Below are 15644 nucleotides of genomic sequence, written 5' to 3'. Positions count from 1 at the left end.
ACCGCGTCGAGGTCGGTGCCGCCCATCGGCCCGACGCCGTGCCAGCGGCTCAGGACCAAATCGGTTGGCTCGGGCCCTAATTCGGGTAGTAGGGCGGCGCCGGGAGTGCCGGGAGTGATGCCGACGTTCCCACCCCCGACGCCGAAGATTCTGGCGTTGTGATTGGAGCCGAGCCCGTCGGGGCGTCGCTGCACCAGGCAGTGCACCACGCGCACCCTGGCCGCCCGCGCGGCCGGCAGCAGCCGCACGATGTTCGGCAGCGCGACGCGGCGCGCCTCCTCGGCCAGCACCGGCAGCCCGGCGTTCGGACCGATGACCGCGCCCTGGCACTCCTGCGTGACGATCGCGGTGTGCCCGGGCGCCACGAGGTCATCGAGCTTAGCCACGCGCGCCGCTCTCCCCCGCAAGCGGGAGGTGCCCCCACCTCATCGCTTCGTCCCCCGCAAGCGGGCGGTACCCCCACTGCATCGTCGCTGGCGCAGTCATGCCGGCACTTCATAGAACTGCGTGGCCCACTTGCGCAGCGCCATATAGCCTTTCGCGTCCACCTTGGAAAGCGGCGGGTGTTCCACGTACCTCTGGTAGCGCCAGATTTGCAGGTCGTCGAAGACGGTGGACAGGAACTGCCGTTCGATCACCTCGCGCAGCTTGCCCTCAGGCACGGCGGACTCGTCGCCCGGGATGCGCGGCCACCAGATCGAGTAGAAGAGGTCCGAGCATTCGTCGTCGACCGGGGTGCAGGTGAAGATCAGCCGATGATTCTGCGCGCCCTCGAAGACGCTGATCGCGCCGCCGAGGCCGAACAGGTGGCTGTGGAAACGCAACGCGAGATCGTCGGGGTTGTCGCTGCTGGCGTCCGGCCAACCGGCGACGAATTGCCACTCGTGTTCGACGATCTTCCAGTCCAGCACCCGGGGCGTCACCGTGGCGTGGTGCACGTATTCGAAGTGCGCGCTGTCGGGTGCGTTCTCGGCCACGATCTGCGGGTGCACCGGTTCGCGCTCGGCCCGCCGGGAGAACTCCGGATAGGCGCGGTAATAGGCCGCCGGATCGGTCTCGAACTGGGGGAACTTTCCGAAGATGTCCGGCATCTCCCACTGCGGCTCCTTGCCGTCCGGCTGATGCCAGATGAACACGCAGTCGTATTGCTCGCGGACCGGAAACACCCGCAGGCGTAGCGCGCGGTTGGGCCGCTCGGGCTGATAGGGGATGTAGCGGTTGGTGCCGTCGGGACCCCAGCGCCACCCGTGGAATGGGCACTCGACGCAGTCACCGACCACCTTGCCGCCGTGGCCGATGTGGGCGCCGAGGTGTTTGCAGTGGGCTTCCAGCACGTGCAATACGCCCTGCTCGTCGCGGTAGGCGACCAGATCCTCGCCGAAATAGCGCAGCGGCCGCACCTCGCCGACGGGGAACTCGGGTGACCACCCCACCATGAACCACCCGGTCACCTTCCAGGTGAACGGCACTTTCACGCCGGCGCCTCCCGCGATCGTTGATACTAAGGTCGTTACAGTATAGATTTCAGCAGTTCGGCCGGTAAGCCACAAGGAGACAGATGACGCAGGCGGCTGACGAGCTGGAAGCGATCCGGCAGCTCAAAGCCCGCTACTGCCGGTTCCTGGACACCAAGGATGTCGAGTCGTGGCGCACAGTGTTCACCCCCGATCTGGTGGTCACCCTCGATACGGCGGTATCCGCCGGCGGCGCCGATCCCAAGACGGCGCCACCGTTGGAAGGGGTCGACAACTTCGTACCCATGGTGATGGGCGGCCTGGAGAACGTCGCCACCGTGCACCACTGCCACACCCCGGAGATCACCCTGACCTCGGCCACCACCGCGACGGGGATCTGGGCCATGGAGGACCTGCTGGTCTTCGCGGACGGCCGCGAGCTGCACGGCGCCGGTCACTACCACGAGACCTACGAGAAGCGCGACGGCGCCTGGCGGATCAAAACCCTGCATCTGACCCGGACGATACTGAGGGTCAGCGATGGCGGTTGATGGGCGCCGTTGGTTCGAGGTGATCGGTATGTCATGGGCGACGCGGGGGCTGGGCCTCTCCAAGGAAGTGGCCCGCGAGCTGAGCATGCTGCTGCCCCGCACCGTGACCGGCCTGAACGAATCGACCGGTTGGGTGCCGGCGTCCCCACGCGGGCTGCGCCAGTTCGGCGAGGTCCTGCTGGACGAGCTTGTGCTGAGCGGCTTTTCGCTGCTGGCCGGCGGCCCGGCGGAGATGCGGCCGGTGGACTCGTGTAGCGCGGCGGCGGAGGAATTGTCGGCCCTCGGCATCGACGGGGCGCATGCCGAGCCAAAACCGTTGCGGGCGACCTCGATACGGCGGCGGAAGATCGCCGGACTGGAATACGAGCGGATGACGTTCGAACACGATCCTGCGCTGCCGCCGACACTCGAGGCCGAAGGCTTCGGCGGCCCGGCCCGCGCAGTCGTGCACCTGTGCCGGCATCGCGACGGCCCGAGGCCGTGGCTGGTCTGGGTGCACGGCGCCGGGCAGGGCGGCACGGAAGACTTGCTGCTATCCCGGATCGGCCGGATACATCACACGCTGGGGTTCAACGTCGCGATGCCGGTGCAACCCGGCCATGGCAGCCGGCGCCGGGAATGGCCGGCCTATCCGGACGTGGATCCCCTGGGCAACGTCGCGGGCATGATGCGGTCGGTCTCGGAGGTCCGCGCCGTGGTGCGCTGGGTGCAGCCGCAGGCCACCGCCGTTGTGGTGGCGGGGATTTCGATGGGCACCCCGGTGGCCGCGCTGGTTTCCCACCTCGAGAGGCAGATCGACGCGGTGGCGCTGTACACCCCGATCCTCGGGCTCAACGCGATGATCGCGCGGCACCTGGGACGCTGGGGGCAGTCGCGCGCGGGATTCCGCGAAGTGTTGGGCTCGCCGGAGGTCGCGAAGCTGACCTCAGTGATCGACCCGTTGCGGGCCGACCCGGCACCACCACCGCACCGTCGGCTGATCGTCGGGGCCTGGCACGACCGGATGGCAATGCGCGAGCCGGCGGTCGCGTTGCAGGAACGCTGGGGCGGCCAGTTGTTCTGGTACGACGGCAGCCACGTCGGTCACATATTTTCCCGGCGCGTGCAGGCGGTCACCGAGCGCTTTCTGAGTGGTGTGGCCGGCTGATGGCGGGAACGCGGACGGCCCGCGAAGTCGTCGAGCTCTACAACCTGGTGGTCTGGAACGAACGCGATTACGACCTGGCCGAGGAGTTGTTCGCCGACACCGTCATCCGGCACGAGGTCGGTGAGGCACACACCCTGACCCGCGAGCAGGCGGTCAACCGGATCAAGGACCTCTGGAAGATTTTCGACAAGTTGCGCTTCGACCTGAACATCGTGGTCGCCGGCGACGACGGCGAGCACGTGGCGCTCGTCTACGACTCGTCGATGACCACCAAGGACGGCACCGAAACCAACGTCGCCAGCATCGAGGTGTTCCGCGTCGTCGCCGGCAGGATCACCGAGGTGTGGAATTGCGGATATAAGCAAGGGGTTTGGAATTGAGCGAGCGCACGCTTGACGAACTGGGCTACTACCTGCTCGCCGGGGCCGGCGGCGAGGGGCCCGCGACGCTCATGGACGAGGCCCGCCGCGGCGAGGAGCTGGGCTTCGGCACCGCGTTCATCTCCGAGCGGTGGAACGTCAAGGAGGCCTCGTCGCTCGTCGGTGCGGCGTGCGCGGTGACCAGCCGGATGCAAATCGCCACCGCAGCAACCAATCACAACACTCGCCATCCGCTGATCACCGGATCGTGGGCGACCACCATGCATCGGCTCTCCGGCGGGCGATTCACCCTGGGGGTCGGCCGCGGCATCGCCGCGATCTACGGGGCGTTCGGCATCCCGGCCGTGACGACCGCGCAGATGGAGGACTGGGCCCAGGTCATGCGCCGGCTGTGGCACGGGGAGCTGATCTTCAACCACGACGGGCCGATGGGGAAGTACCCGATCCTGTTCTTGGACCCGGACTTCGACGAGGACATTCGCCTGGCGCTGGTGGCGTTCGGGCCGAACACGCTGGCGCTCGGCGGCCGCGTATTCGACGACGTCATCCTGCACACCTACTTCACCCCGGAGACGTTGCAGCGCTGCGTGGCGACGGTCAAGTCCGCCGCGGAGAAGGCCGGCCGTGACCCGGACAGCGTGCGGGTGTGGTCGTGCTTCGCCACGGTCGGCGATCATCTTCCCGAGCAGCTGCGGCTGAAGAAGACCGTGGCGCGCCTGGCCACGTATCTGCAGGGGTACGGCGATCTGCTGGTGCAGACCAACAAGTGGGATCCCGCTGTGCTGCAGCGGTTTCGGGAAGACTCGGTGGTGACGTCGATCGCCGGCGGGATCGACCACAAGGCCACGCCCGAGCAGATCGAGCACATAGCGACGCTGATCCCCGACGAGTGGCTGGAACCGTCGGCCACCGGGTCGGCACAGCAGTGCGTGGACCGCATCCGCAAGGAATTCGACTACGGGGCCGACGCGGTGATCATGCACGGGGCGACGCCCGACGAGCTCGAGCCCGTGGTTGCCGCCTACAGCGCGAGCAGACGCAAAAGCCCCTAAAAATGGCCCATTTTGGGGGCTTTTGTGTCTGCTCGCCGTAAAAACCCTAGGGCAGGATGACGGTCCGGCTGACCGGCTCGGCCGCGGCCTGACGACTGGACAGGCCGCGCAGCAGCGAATCCAGTAGGGCGTTACGGGTTTCGCGGGGATCGATGAGCTCGTCGAATCCCAGGTGTTCGGCCGAGCGATAGGACGCCTGCAACTCGGCGTCCCGCAGCTTCGCGGTGGTGTCCTCACCGGCATGCGTCGCCCGGCCCAGCGCCGCCGCGCTCATGGCGCCCATCGTCGCGCCCGGGTAGGCGAACGTCGCGCTCTGGTGATCGAAACCCAACAGCGACATCACCATTGAGCCGAATCCGTATGCCTTGCGCAGCGTGACGTGCAGCTTGATCGTGGTCGCCGCGGTCTGTGCGGCGAACATCCGCGCACCGGCGCGCAGCACGCCGCTGCGCTCGGAACGACTGCCGGGCAGCATGCCGGGGTTGTCGGCGAGGAACACGATGGGCAAGTGGAACGAGTCGGCCACCAGGATGAAATGCGCCGCCTTGTCCGCGGCGGCGGCGTCGATGGAGCCCGCGAGCACGTTGGGCTGATTCGCGACCACCGCGACCGGGTGCCCACCGAGATGGGCCAACGCGCAGATGATCGCCTTGCCGTACTGCGGCTGGACCTCGAACCAGTCCGGCCGGTCGAAGACCACGTCCAGAACCCCGCGCATGTCGTAGACGCGGCGGTTGTCGCGGGAGACGATGTCCAGCAGTTCGGGTGTCGCACGAGGCTGGCTGGCTTCGTCCGGCGGCAGCGGCGCCGGGTATGACCACGCGCTTGGCGGGAAATACGACAGGTACCGCCGGATGTCCGCGATGACGGCCTCGTCGTCCTCGGCCACGTTGTGGATCACTCCGCTCGGCAAGGCGGTGACGGGCCCGCCGAGGTCCTCCTTCGAAATCTCTTCTCCGGTCGACTCTTTGACGACCGGCGGCCCCGCCGTGAAGATCGCGCCCTGTGTGCTCATGATCCGGAAGTCGCAGACCGGCGCGACGAGAGCGCCATGCCCGGCCGACGGGCCCAGCACGGCGGCGACGGTCGGTACCCGGCCCGAGCACTGCGCCTGGGAGAGCAGGTCGGTCGGGGTGCGGCCGTAATGTCCACCGCCGGGACGAAAGCCGGCGCCTTCGAGCAGCATCACCAGGGGAATCTTGTCGCGCAGCGCCAGTTCGGCGATCCGGTAGCGCTTCGAGTTGCCGCCGGGTCCGATGCTGCCCGCCATGGTGGTGAAGTCCTCCGAGCCCAACATCACCGGCGAACCGTTGATCGAGCCGGAGCCGACGACCAGCCCGTCGGCCGCGATCTCGCCACCGACCAGCGTGCCGATCTCGCGGAAGGTCCCCGGGTCGACGAGCCGGTCGATGCGCGCCCGGGCGTCGAGCTTGCCCTTGCCGCGGTGCTTGTCCAGGCGTTCGGGTCCGCCCATGCCCCACGCGCGCCGCCGGCGACGGTCGAGGTCCTCGAGCGTCTCCTGCCAATCGGGGGGTTTTGTCATGCCTATGTCCTACCTCACGGGAGATCCGTCACGCGCCTGGTCCGATGGTGGCGACCCGCTCCGCCCGGCCACGCCGCGCTTGCGATCGCCACAACACCAGCAGGGTCACATACTGGATTGCTTACTGTAAAGTTACCCGCATGTCTGACGGCCCTCGCCTCAAGATCGACGGGGGCATCCCCAATCAGCTGGCTCGGGCCGCCGAGGCCGCCCGAGTCCTGGAAGAGCAGGGGTACGACGGGGGATGGACCCCGGAAACCAGTCACGACCCTTTCCTGCCGCTGCTGCTGGCCGCCGAGCACACGTCGCGGCTCGATGTCGGCACCAACATCGCCGTGGCGTTCGCCCGGAACCCGATGATCGTCGCGAATATCGGCTGGGACCTGCAGGCGTACTCGCGGGGCCGGTTCATTCTCGGCCTGGGCACCCAGATCCAGCCCCACATCGAGAAGCGGTTCAGCATGCCGTGGAGCCATCCGGCGCGCCGGATGCGGGAATTCGTCGCGGCGCTGCACGCGATCTGGACGGCGTGGCGTGACGGCACCAAGCTACGTTTCGAGGGCGACTTCTACACGCACAAGATCATGACCCCGATGTTCACGCCCGAGCCCCAGCCCTATCCGCCGCCGAAGGTTTTCGTGGCCGCGGTCGGTGAAGCGATGACCGAAATGTGCGGCGAGGTCGCCGACGGCCACCTGGGTCACCCGATGGTGTCGAAGCGGTACATCACCGAGGTCACCACCCCGGCGCTGCTGCGCGGGTTGCAACGAGCAGGCCGCGACCGCAAGGACATCGAGCTGTCGGCCGAAGTGCTGGTGGCCACCGGCGAAAATGACGCCGAGCTGCAGACGGCCACGGCCGCGGTGCGCAAGCAGATCGCCTTCTATGGATCGACTCCCGCCTACCGCAAGGTGCTGGAGCTGCACGGCTGGGGGGACCTGCACGAGGAGCTGAACCGGCTGTCCAAGCAGGGGGAGTGGGACGCCATGGCTTCATTGATCGACGACGAAATGCTGGCGACCTTCGCCGTCGTCGGCCCGGCCGGGGAAGTCGGTACCGCCCTGAAAGACCGCTGTGCGAACGTCGTCGATCGGGTCCTGCCGATCTTTATGACCGCCTCGCAAAACTGTATTAGCGCCGCAATGAAGGAGTTTCGCCAGTGAGCACGCCGACGATGGACGACGCCGCCAAGCTGTTGACGGATCCGTTGGCCTACACCGACGAGCCGCGGCTGCATGCGGCGCTGACCCACCTGCGGGCGAATGCCCCGGTGTCGTGGGTCGACGTGCCGAACTATAAGCCGTTCTGGGCGATCACCAAACACGCCGACATCATGGACATCGAGCGCGAGAACACGTTGTTCACCAACTGGCCGCGCCCGGTCCTGACGACGCGGGAGGGCGACGAGCAGGCGCTCGCCGTGGGCGTGCGAACCCTGATCCACCTCGACGATCCGCAGCACCGCGTGGTCCGCGCGATCGGCTCGGACTGGTTTCGCCCAAAGGCAATGCGGGCGTTGAAGGTTCGGGTCGACGAGTTGGCCAAGATCTATGTCGACAAGATGATGGCGGCAAGCCCCGAGTGCGACTTCGTCCAGCACGTCGCGGTCAACTACCCGCTCTACGTCATCATGTCGCTGCTGGGGCTGCCGGAGGCCGACTTTCCCCGCATGCTCAAACTGACCCAGGAGCTGTTCGGAAGCGAGGATTCCGAATTCAAACGCGGCACCACGAATGAGGATCAGCTGCCTGCGTTGTTCGACATGTTCGAATACTTCAACGGCGTGACGGCGGCCCGGCGCGAGCACCCGACCGAGGACCTGGCGTCGGCGATCGCCAACGCGCGCGTGGACGGCGAACCGCTCTCGGACATCGACACCGTCTCGTACTACCTCATCGTCGCCACTGCGGGACACGACACCACCAGCGCGACCATCTCGGGCGGCATGCAGGCGCTCATCGAGAACCCAGACCAGCGCGAGCGCCTGCGCGGCAACCTCGACTTGATGCCGCTGGCCACCGAGGAGATGATCCGCTGGGTCACCCCGGTCAAGGAGTTCATGCGCACCGCCGCGCGGGACACGACCGTGCGCGGAATCCCCATCGCCGCAGGCGATTCCCTGCTGCTGTCCTACGTCTCGGCCAACCGCGACGAGGACGTCTTCGACGACCCGTTTCGATTCGACGTCGGGCGCGACCCCAACAAACACGTGGCCTTCGGCTACGGCGTGCACTTCTGCATGGGCGCGGCGCTGGCCCGCATGGAGGTCAACAGCTTCTTCTCCGAGCTGCTGCCCCGACTGAAATCCATCGAGCTGACCGGCGATCCGGAACTAATGGCCACCACCTTCGTCGGCGGCCTCAAGCACCTGCCGGTGCGCTACTCGCTGACTCCCGGCTAGATGGCGGCCGCGATCTGCTTGAGCATCGCGGGCCCATGGTTGTCGGCGATCACCGCTGGCCCGTCCTTGTCCCAATAGCCGTTGACCAGAATTGCGATGCCCAGCGGTTCCTGGTTGGGACCCGGCGGAGTGAAGCCGATCCAGCCCGAACAGCCGCCCAGGGATGTCAGGCCGTCCTTCCAAATGATCTGTGGCGGGCCGGATTCGACTTGCCACGCCAGGCCCATGTTGGCCGGGCCGCGTTGGGTCTTCCCGCAGATGTCGACCGACAACGGCGTGGGCTGTACCGCCGTGGCGATGCCCTTGATCAGGGTCGGCGGTCCGTTCACCGCCCCCAGTTGCGCCAGCAGCCAGGTGTGCATGTCCGCCGCCGACGACTTGATGTCCGAGGCGGCGCCGGACGACACCTCTCGGCCGTTTGGAAACGCGCGCGCCACCGGGGCGCCGTCCGGGACGACCGTCATCGTGTCGGGCATGCCCAGCGGTCCGGCGATGCGATCACGCAGCAGCCCCGCGTACGACGCCCCCAGACCTGCGCACCCAGACGCGGCGACGGCGGCGTAGCCGAGCGTGACGAAACCAAGGTTCGAATAGACCCAGCAGCTTCCCGGCGGCGGGCCGTCATGGGTCCGCCACACATCCACCAGCCGGGGCGGCGGCGCGGAGGGGTCTTTGAGAAACAGGCCGACGCCGTCCTGCGGACCGGTGGAATCGCGCGCCAGACCAGAGGTGTGCTGGGCGAGCATTCGCGGAGTCATCTGCCGCATCGTCGCGCTCAGGTCGGCGGCATTGCCCAGGTAGCGGCCCAGATAGCGCTGCATGCCCGCGTCCCAGTCGAAGCAGTCCGGCCGCATCGCCGCGCCGTCCGCGAACAGCGTCGCGGTGAAGGTCTTGGTGATCGACCCGATCGAGAAAATCGTTCGCGGGGTGGGCGGCGTCCTTTCGGCCACCGTCCCGTACATATAGAAGCGGTTGAATTCGTGGTTCGGGTATGCGAACGCCACCGCGACTGCGTAGTCCGGGCCGGGGGCCTTGGATCGCAGATGGTCCAGCAGCGTTTGGGCGTGGTCGCCGATAATCCGGTCCAGGTCGGCTTGGGTCAGCCTGATCGGCCGGCTCCGGCTGTCCGGAATCGGGGTGGCGGTCTCGGTCGGCTCCGCGTGGGGCGGCGCCGACGGCGAACCACACGCGGCCAGCGTTCCGGCGACGCCGAGCATGCCGACATCGGCGGCCAGCCGCCCGAACTCGCGGCGTGAAATGCCGTTCATCTGGCTGCCTTTCCCCCTCCCGAAGGCTGAGCGAACCGCTTACCGATCCACAGTGGCGAATCACTCGTCCAGGGTCAATGGCGCTCACTACACTCCCCCGGGGAGGACTTGGCAATGACACGCAGGACGATCGTCATCACCGGCGCCAGTGACGGCGTCGGCGCCGCGGCGGCCCGCCGGTTACATCGGAGCGGCGAGAACGTTGTCGTGGTGGGACGGTCGCCGGGCAAGACCGCCGCGGTGGCCGCGGAGTTGGGCGCGGACCATTTCGTGGCCGATTTCGCCGACCTGTCCGAGGTGCGGGACCTGGCGGACAAAATCCGCTCCACCTACCCGCGTGTCGACGTGCTGGCCAACAATGCCGGCGGCATGTTCACCGAGGTCCATACGACCGCAGACGGTCACGAGATGACCTTTCAGGTCAACTACCTGGCACCGTTTCTGCTGACCACGCGGTTGATGGACGTGCTCGTCGATTCCCGCGCAACCGTCGTCAACACGACCAGCTCGTCACACAAGTTGCTTCCCCGCGTGAGTGTCATCGATCTGGAGAACACCGCCCGTCGCCGGCCGAGCACCGCCTACGCCATGACCAAGCTGGCAATCGTGTTGTTCACCAAGGAATTACACCGGCGGTACCACGCGGCGGGAGTGTCGTCCGCAACGTTTCACCCGGGCTATGTCAATACCAACTTCGGCGACGCATCCGGCTCGCGGCCCATCCTCTTCATGAAGTACCGCGTGCCGATCATCACCCGGTTTATCTCCAGCGCGGACGAGGGGGCCGACCAGCTGGTCTGGCTGGCGTCGAGCACCCCCGGGGTGGATTGGACGTCCGGCGAGTACTACGCGAAGCGCAAGATCGCCAAGGCCCACCGCGCGGCCTACGACGCCGACCTCGCGCGTGAGCTGTGGGATCGCACGGCGGCGAAGATCGCCTAGGTGGGGTCGCCGAGCGCCACGCCAGTGTGACTGTCGCTGTCGAGCGCCACGCTGGCGTGACGCTCGAGCTCGCACTGCACCGCGAAGTGCCATTGGCAGTTGCTGGTGGGACCAAAGTCATCAGTATGCGGCACGCCGCTCGATGAGCGGGAAAGTGACTCTGTCCCGCAGCATGATCGGTGCATGTACCACGCCAGCCGCCCGAATTCCGCTACGCAACCGATGATCACGCTAGCGCTCGACGAGCACCGCGGAAGGACATGCGCGAAGGTCGAACTGCGATGGGGTAGCGCGCATCTGGCCGGGTTAGGGGTCGCTTACCGGCACCCCGCCGACCGTCTGGTGCGCGAGGCCCGCGAGGAGTTGGCGACCGCGCGGGCGTTGTCGGACCTGGCGGACCAGGTTGTCGCGCTGTCCTCGGCCACCGCGACCGGTGGGCCCGGACCGCAATAATGCCACCGACCAGCGAGGAATAAAATCGGACTACGGTCCGCTTAGTCCTGCGAAGGCGTCGGGCAGGCCGCCGCCCCAACAGGAAAGACGGACAAACATGACTGCAACCGCAACGACGCAGGTCACTTCCGGCACGTGGGCGATCGACCCGGTGCACTCCTCGGTCAACTTCTGGGTACGCCATTTGATGGTCAGCAAGGTGCGAGGCAGCTTCGACAACTTCAGCGGAGCGATCGCCGTCGCGGAGGACGGCACACCCTCAGTGCACGCGGAGATCGCGGTGGATTCCGTCAACACCGGCAACGCCCAACGCGACGCTCACCTCAAGTCGACCGACTTCTTCGACGTCGACAAGTACCCGGTCGCGACATTTACGTCCACCTCGGTGGAGGCGAACGGCGACAGCTACGTTCTCCGCGGCGACCTGACCATCAAGGGCATTACCAAGCCGGTCGCCTTGGACCTCGAATTCTTCGGTGTCAATCCGGGCATGGGTCACGGCGAAGTCGCCGGCTTCGAGGCGTCGGTGGTGTTGAACCGCAAGGACTTCGGCATCGACATCGACCTGCCGCTGGAAACCGGGGGCGCCGTTGTCGGCGACAAGGTGACTGTCACACTCGAGATCGAGGCGATCAAGCAATCCTGACGCCGCCCTGGTGACGACGCCGGGCCGGAGTTCGCGTCGCATGATCGGCCCGGCGCGTCCAGAAGAAGTGTCTCGCATTCGAACTGCGGTGACGCTTAATCTGGGCGTATGCCGGGTATTCACCACGCCGCGATCTGCACCTCCGACGTCGAACGCTCGACCAAGTTCTGGCGCGACGGCCTGGGATTCGCCGAACTGTTCGACCACACCTTCACCGGGGACTGGCCAGAACTCTTCGGCGCCAAGACCGATCGGCTGCGCTCGATATTCCTCGGCGACCCGCAGGCCCCCGACACCGGGATCGTCGAGCTGGTCGTCTTCGACGGCGCCGACGACGGTTCAGCACCAGCGGGGCGACCGCGGCACGGGTTCTTCCTGCTCTCCCTGCAGCGCGAGGTCGACGAGACGCTTACCACGTTGGCGGCATTGGGTTTCGCCGACGGCGTCCGCCGCATCGGCGTGCCGGCCCCGGGCGGCAAGACCGTCCCGATGGCGGTGATCACCGCGCCCGACGGAGTCCTGGTCGAGCTGATCGGGTCCCCGCAGTGACGGCTCTGGTGACCGGCGGCGCGTCGGGCATCGGGCGCGAGGTCGCCGCGCGACTCCGCGAGGCGGGTCACGGCGCGGTGGTGTGGGACCTGTCCGGCGGTGACATCGCCTGTGACGTCAGCGATCCCGACGCGGTATCGGCGGCGATGGAACAAACCGTGCGCGACCACGGTGTCCCCACCCGGATGGTCACGTGCGCGGGAATCGGGGCGTCGGGCATGCTGCTCGAACAGCCACTCGCGGAATGGGAACGGGTGTTGGCCGTCAACCTCACCGGAACCTGGCTGACCATCCGCGCCGGGGCGCGGGCCATGATCGACGCCGGCGTGGGCGGCTCAATCGTCGCGGTGTCGAGCATCAGCGGCACGCTCGCCGACCGCGACATGGGCGCCTACTGCGTGTCCAAGGCCGGCGTGAACATGCTGGTGAAGGTCGCCGCCGCGGAATGGGGCGGGCACGGCATCCGGGTGAACGCCGTGGGCCCGGGCGTCACCCGCACACCGATGTTGGCGAAACCGGAGCAACTGCCGGGCTGGGTGGAAGGGCTGTCCGAGCGGACGGCGTTCGGCCGCCTCGGTGAGGCCGCCGACGTGGCCGGGGCGATCGTGGGTGTCCTGGAATTGCCTTGGGTGACAGGCCAAGTCGTGCACGCCGACGGCGGCCTGGCACTGCACAGCCCGATCGACGCATACGGTCAAACGCAGCGGGTGATGGGCGGCAAAGGCGAATAGTTGCGCCGAGAGGGTATTCAGGGTTTTGAGCGTGCGGTGGCGCCTTTCGACGTGTGCCCAGGGCGGGGTTTCGGCGATCTGCCCACCCAGGGCTCACATATGATGCCCACGATTCACAATCGATGTGTGGGCGGCACGGCCTAGCTGACCCCGTAATCGATGATGCCCCGGACGATCTTGCCGTTGAGCAGGTCGTCGTAGGCCTCGTTGATGTCGTCGAGGCGGTAGCGCCGGGTGATCATCTCGTCGAGCTGCAGCTGCCCGGTCTCGTAGAGCCTGGCCAGCCTGGCGATGTCCGCCCTGGGGTTGCACGAGCCGAATATGGTGCCGGCCAGCGTCTTGTTCATCAGGATGAAGTCCTGCAGGTCGATCTTGACCTGTCGGGTCAACTGTGAGGTCATCCCGGTGAGCACACACGTCCCGCCCTTGCGGGTGAGTTGCACCGCGTCGCGCACGTCCTCCGGGGTGATCAAGGACGGCGACACCACCACCGCGTCGGCCATCACCCCGTAGGTCAGGCCGCGCACCAGGTCCAAAGCCTCGGCCACGTTTGCGGCGCTGTGCGTCGCACCGAACTGTAATGCCGACTTCTGTTTGAACTCAACGGGATCCACCGCAACGATCTGTGCGGCGCCGTTGATCCGGGCGCCCTGGATCGCTCCGGTGCCGATGCCGCCGACGCCGATCACGACGACGGTGTCGCCGGCGCGCATGTTGGAGCGGTTCGCGACGGAACCGTAGCCCGTCGGGATGGCGCACGACAGCAGGGCGCTTGGCGCCAGCGGCAGGTGCGGCTCGATCTTGACGAGCGAATTCGTCGACACCACAGTGTGTTCCGCGAACGCGCCGACCTTGGCGATGTGGCCGAGGTTGCGGCCGTCGGAGGTGTGGTGGCGGAAGGTGCCGTCGGTCGGCATCCCCGGGACCATGGTGCCGATGCCGACGTCGCAGATGTATTCCATCCCCGTAGCGCACCAGCGGCACTGCCCGCACACCGCGACGAACGACATCACCACGTGGTCGCCGGGCTCGAAATCGGTTACGCCCTCGCCGACTTCGCGCACGATCCCCGACCCCTCATGCCCGCCGATCATGGGGAACATCGTCGGCAGGCCCATGGATCGCATCACCTCGTTGGGCGCCGACATGTCGCCCTTGAGGATGTGGTCGTCGGAGTGGCACAACCCGGCGGCGGCCAGCTGAACCAGGACTTCGCCCGCGCGTGGCGGGTCCAACTCGAATTCCTCGACGGACCACGGCCCGCCGACGTCGTGCAGGATCGCCGCCCGGCTTTTCATGCGGCCGGGGCGAAGGTGACCGGAAGCTTGTTCGGCGACCGGAAGGTGAGCCCGACGATCTTGGACTCCTGGCCGCTTCCGTCGTCTGGCACCAGGGCCAAATCCTTGACCCGGTCGAACAGGCTGTTCAGCATGACCCTGGTTTCCAGCCGGGCCAGGTGCATGCCGAGGCACATGTGGATGCCGGCGGCGAACGCGATGTGGGCGTGCCGGGGCCGGTGGATGTCGAACGTGTTCGGGTCGGGCCAACGGGTTTCGTCGCGGTTGGCCGAGCCCATACACATGTCGACCTGCGCGTCGGCCGGGATTGTCTTGCCGCCTATTTCGATTTCCTGGGTGGTGGTCCGCATGACCATCGTCAGCGGTGTCTCCACCCGCAGGCCCTCCTCGATGGCGGCCGGGATCAGCGACCGGTCCTGCTGCACCATCGCCAGCTGCTCGGGGTGCGTCAGCAGCAGGTACAGCAGGTTGCCCGAGGAGCGATACGTGGTCTCCAGGCCGGCCGGCAGCAGCAGCCGCAGGAACGCGATGATTGCCTCGTCGGTGAGCTTTTCGCCGTCGATCTCGGCCGCGACCAGGTCGCCGATGATGTCGTCGGTGAGCTTGTGGCGCCGCTGCTCAACCTGTTCGAGGAAGTAGCCCTGCAGCTCCGCCGCCGCGTTCAGCCCGGCCATGATGTCGGTCGGAATCGAGATCAGGTCGAGCGACAGCCGGCGGAACAGGTCGAGATCCTCAGGGGGGAGCCCGAGCAGCACGGAGATGATCCGGGTGGGAAATTCGAATGTCAGCGCCTTGACCAGGTCGGCGTGTCCGTCATTCTTGATTTCGTCGATCAGCCGATCGCACACCGGCCCGATCACCGACGGCTCCCACCGCTCCAGCGCGGTGGCCCGGAAGGCCTTGGCCACCAGGCTGCGGTGGTCGTGATGCTCCTTGCCGCCCATCGCCAGGATGGTGTGACCCATCACCAGTCCGATGGTCTTGTCGTAGCTCGCCGACGTGAAGACCCGGTCGTCACGAAACGCCTGAAACAGCCCGTCGTAGCCGAACAACACCCATTCGTCGTTCGGCCGCAGTTCCTCGGGCATCTGCGAGTGGTCGGCCAGGGAACCGTGCCAGACCGGATCGGTGCGCCTCATGTACTCGAAGAACGGGTAGGGGCTGGTTTCCCCGGTCAGGTCGAGGGTGACGGGCTGGCCGTCCGCATCCGTGCCGAGCGTCATTCGCGC

At 67.1% G+C, this 15644-nt stretch carries 17 protein-coding genes and 1 pseudogene; 11 read left to right on the top strand and 7 right to left on the bottom strand.

Annotated elements, in window-relative coordinates:
• The 3 genes and pseudogenes from A5706_RS10825 to A5706_RS10820 form a co-directional block, all read right to left on the bottom strand.
• Positions 1 to 386: isochorismatase family protein (locus tag A5706_RS10825; protein ID WP_156767057.1), on the bottom strand; the 386-nt coding region annotated here is incomplete at its 3' end.
• A 1-nt stretch (position 387) separates the two neighbouring features.
• A pseudogene (locus tag A5706_RS35215) lies at positions 388 to 499 on the bottom strand (hypothetical protein); the annotation flags it as partial.
• A complete protein-coding gene (locus tag A5706_RS10820) occupies positions 483 to 1475 on the bottom strand; it encodes a Rieske 2Fe-2S domain-containing protein (RefSeq protein WP_068130036.1) in 993 nt (330 codons plus the stop codon). The pseudogene A5706_RS35215 and the gene A5706_RS10820, both read right to left, overlap by 17 nt.
• An 83-nt stretch (positions 1476 to 1558) precedes the next feature.
• On the opposite strand from A5706_RS10820, the gene A5706_RS10815 reads away from it, so the two are divergent.
• The 4 genes from A5706_RS10815 to A5706_RS10800 are packed head-to-tail and all read left to right on the top strand — an operon-like array spanning position 1559 to position 4584.
• A complete protein-coding gene (locus A5706_RS10815; protein WP_068130033.1) occupies positions 1559 to 2005 on the top strand; it encodes a nuclear transport factor 2 family protein in 447 nt (148 codons plus the stop codon).
• 28 nt (positions 2006 to 2033) lie between these two features.
• Positions 2034 to 3152, top strand: coding sequence for a PHB depolymerase family esterase (locus tag A5706_RS10810; RefSeq protein ID WP_068130048.1), 1119 nt, complete (start codon positions 2034 to 2036; stop codon positions 3150 to 3152).
• Positions 3152 to 3532 carry a nuclear transport factor 2 family protein gene (locus A5706_RS10805; RefSeq protein ID WP_068130030.1) on the top strand — a complete coding sequence of 127 codons (381 nt, stop codon included), beginning with the start codon at positions 3152 to 3154 and terminating at the stop codon, positions 3530 to 3532. The genes A5706_RS10810 and A5706_RS10805 overlap by 1 nt, the downstream gene beginning before the upstream one ends.
• Entirely contained in the window at positions 3529 to 4584 is a 1056-nt protein-coding gene (locus A5706_RS10800; protein ID WP_068130027.1) for a TIGR03857 family LLM class F420-dependent oxidoreductase, read from the top strand. The genes A5706_RS10805 and A5706_RS10800 overlap by 4 nt, the downstream gene beginning before the upstream one ends.
• Positions 4585 to 4630: 46 nt before the next feature.
• Here A5706_RS10800 and A5706_RS10795 read toward each other — a convergent pair whose 3' ends face one another.
• Positions 4631 to 6127 carry an acyl-CoA carboxylase subunit beta gene (locus A5706_RS10795; protein WP_068130024.1) on the bottom strand — a complete coding sequence of 499 codons (1497 nt, stop codon included), beginning with the start codon at positions 6125 to 6127 and terminating at the stop codon, positions 4631 to 4633.
• Positions 6128 to 6267: 140 nt separating this feature from the next.
• Between A5706_RS10795 and A5706_RS10790 the strand changes: the two genes are divergently transcribed.
• Together A5706_RS10790 and A5706_RS10785 are read left to right on the top strand one after the other, a co-directional pair.
• A complete protein-coding gene (locus A5706_RS10790) occupies positions 6268 to 7290 on the top strand; it encodes an LLM class F420-dependent oxidoreductase (RefSeq protein WP_068130022.1) in 1023 nt (340 codons plus the stop codon).
• 11 nt (positions 7291 to 7301) lie between these two features.
• The gene (locus A5706_RS10785) at positions 7302 to 8528 is read left to right on the top strand and encodes a cytochrome P450 (RefSeq protein ID WP_068110147.1); all 1227 of its coding nucleotides are present in this window, start codon (positions 7302 to 7304) and stop codon (positions 8526 to 8528) included.
• Here the strand turns inward: A5706_RS10785 and A5706_RS10780 are convergent.
• Positions 8525 to 9796, bottom strand: a complete 1272-nt coding sequence (locus tag A5706_RS10780) for a serine hydrolase (RefSeq protein WP_068130019.1) — start codon at positions 9794 to 9796, stop codon at positions 8525 to 8527. The two genes, A5706_RS10785 and A5706_RS10780, sit on opposite strands and share 4 nt — an antisense overlap.
• 114 nt (positions 9797 to 9910) lie before the next feature.
• Here A5706_RS10780 and A5706_RS10775 point away from each other — a divergent pair, with 114 nt between their 5' ends.
• From A5706_RS10775 to A5706_RS10755, 5 genes are all read left to right on the top strand, one after another.
• A complete protein-coding gene (locus A5706_RS10775) occupies positions 9911 to 10738 on the top strand; it encodes an SDR family NAD(P)-dependent oxidoreductase (RefSeq protein ID WP_068130014.1) in 828 nt (275 codons plus the stop codon).
• 183 nt (positions 10739 to 10921) lie between these two features.
• Positions 10922 to 11191, top strand: a complete 270-nt coding sequence (locus tag A5706_RS10770) for a dsRBD fold-containing protein (protein WP_231985168.1) — start codon at positions 10922 to 10924, stop codon at positions 11189 to 11191.
• A gap of 97 nt (positions 11192 to 11288) precedes the next feature.
• Positions 11289 to 11837: a YceI family protein gene (locus A5706_RS10765; RefSeq protein ID WP_068130010.1), complete on the top strand. Its 549-nt coding sequence runs from the start codon at positions 11289 to 11291 to the stop codon at positions 11835 to 11837.
• Between the two features lie 108 nt (positions 11838 to 11945).
• A complete protein-coding gene (locus A5706_RS10760) occupies positions 11946 to 12386 on the top strand; it encodes a VOC family protein (protein WP_068130008.1) in 441 nt (146 codons plus the stop codon).
• Positions 12383 to 13117 carry an SDR family NAD(P)-dependent oxidoreductase gene (locus A5706_RS10755; RefSeq protein WP_068130005.1) on the top strand — a complete coding sequence of 245 codons (735 nt, stop codon included), beginning with the start codon at positions 12383 to 12385 and terminating at the stop codon, positions 13115 to 13117. Before A5706_RS10760 ends, A5706_RS10755 begins: the two co-directional genes overlap by 4 nt.
• 140 nt (positions 13118 to 13257) lie before the next feature.
• Here the strand turns inward: A5706_RS10755 and A5706_RS10750 are convergent, their stop codons facing one another.
• Both A5706_RS10750 and A5706_RS10745 read right to left on the bottom strand, forming a co-directional pair.
• Positions 13258 to 14415 (bottom strand): Zn-dependent alcohol dehydrogenase, encoded by a 1158-nt coding sequence (locus A5706_RS10750; protein WP_068130002.1) that lies wholly within the window; start codon positions 14413 to 14415, stop codon positions 13258 to 13260.
• The gene (locus A5706_RS10745) at positions 14412 to 15638 is read right to left on the bottom strand and encodes a cytochrome P450 (protein ID WP_068129999.1); all 1227 of its coding nucleotides are present in this window, start codon (positions 15636 to 15638) and stop codon (positions 14412 to 14414) included. Before A5706_RS10745 ends, A5706_RS10750 begins: the two co-directional genes overlap by 4 nt.
• Positions 15639 to 15644: the final 6 nt, after the last annotated feature.

Origin of the sequence: Mycobacterium sp. E796 (assembly GCF_001672815.1) — a bacterium.
Taxonomy (GTDB): Bacteria; Actinomycetota; Actinomycetes; order Mycobacteriales; family Mycobacteriaceae; genus Mycobacterium.
The sequence above is the reverse complement of the archived record's forward strand: the minus strand, read 5'-3'. Positions and strand labels throughout refer to the sequence as shown.

Bases quoted from the DNA above. Each gene is read 5' to 3' on its own strand.
- A5706_RS10770 (WP_231985168.1), top strand. From the start codon at position 10,922: ATGTACCACGCCAGCCGCCCGAATTCCGCTACGCAACCGATGATCACG.
- A5706_RS10810 (WP_068130048.1), top strand. From the start codon at position 2,034: ATGTCATGGGCGACGCGGGGGCTGGGCCTCTCCAAGGAAGTGGCCCGC.
- A5706_RS10805 (WP_068130030.1), top strand. From the start codon at position 3,152: ATGGCGGGAACGCGGACGGCCCGCGAAGTCGTCGAGCTCTACAACCTG.
- A5706_RS10795 (WP_068130024.1), bottom strand. From the start codon at position 6,127: ATGACAAAACCCCCCGATTGGCAGGAGACGCTCGAGGACCTCGACCGT.
- A5706_RS10775 (WP_068130014.1), top strand. From the start codon at position 9,911: ATGACACGCAGGACGATCGTCATCACCGGCGCCAGTGACGGCGTCGGC.
- A5706_RS10750 (WP_068130002.1), bottom strand. From the start codon at position 14,415: ATGAAAAGCCGGGCGGCGATCCTGCACGACGTCGGCGGGCCGTGGTCC.
- A5706_RS10790 (WP_068130022.1), top strand. From the start codon at position 6,268: ATGTCTGACGGCCCTCGCCTCAAGATCGACGGGGGCATCCCCAATCAG.
- A5706_RS10765 (WP_068130010.1), top strand. From the start codon at position 11,289: ATGACTGCAACCGCAACGACGCAGGTCACTTCCGGCACGTGGGCGATC.
- A5706_RS10760 (WP_068130008.1), top strand. From the start codon at position 11,946: ATGCCGGGTATTCACCACGCCGCGATCTGCACCTCCGACGTCGAACGC.
- A5706_RS10745 (WP_068129999.1), bottom strand. From the start codon at position 15,638: ATGACGCTCGGCACGGATGCGGACGGCCAGCCCGTCACCCTCGACCTG.
- A5706_RS10815 (WP_068130033.1), top strand. From the start codon at position 1,559: ATGACGCAGGCGGCTGACGAGCTGGAAGCGATCCGGCAGCTCAAAGCC.
- A5706_RS10780 (WP_068130019.1), bottom strand. From the start codon at position 9,796: ATGAACGGCATTTCACGCCGCGAGTTCGGGCGGCTGGCCGCCGATGTC.
- A5706_RS10785 (WP_068110147.1), top strand. From the start codon at position 7,302: ATGGACGACGCCGCCAAGCTGTTGACGGATCCGTTGGCCTACACCGAC.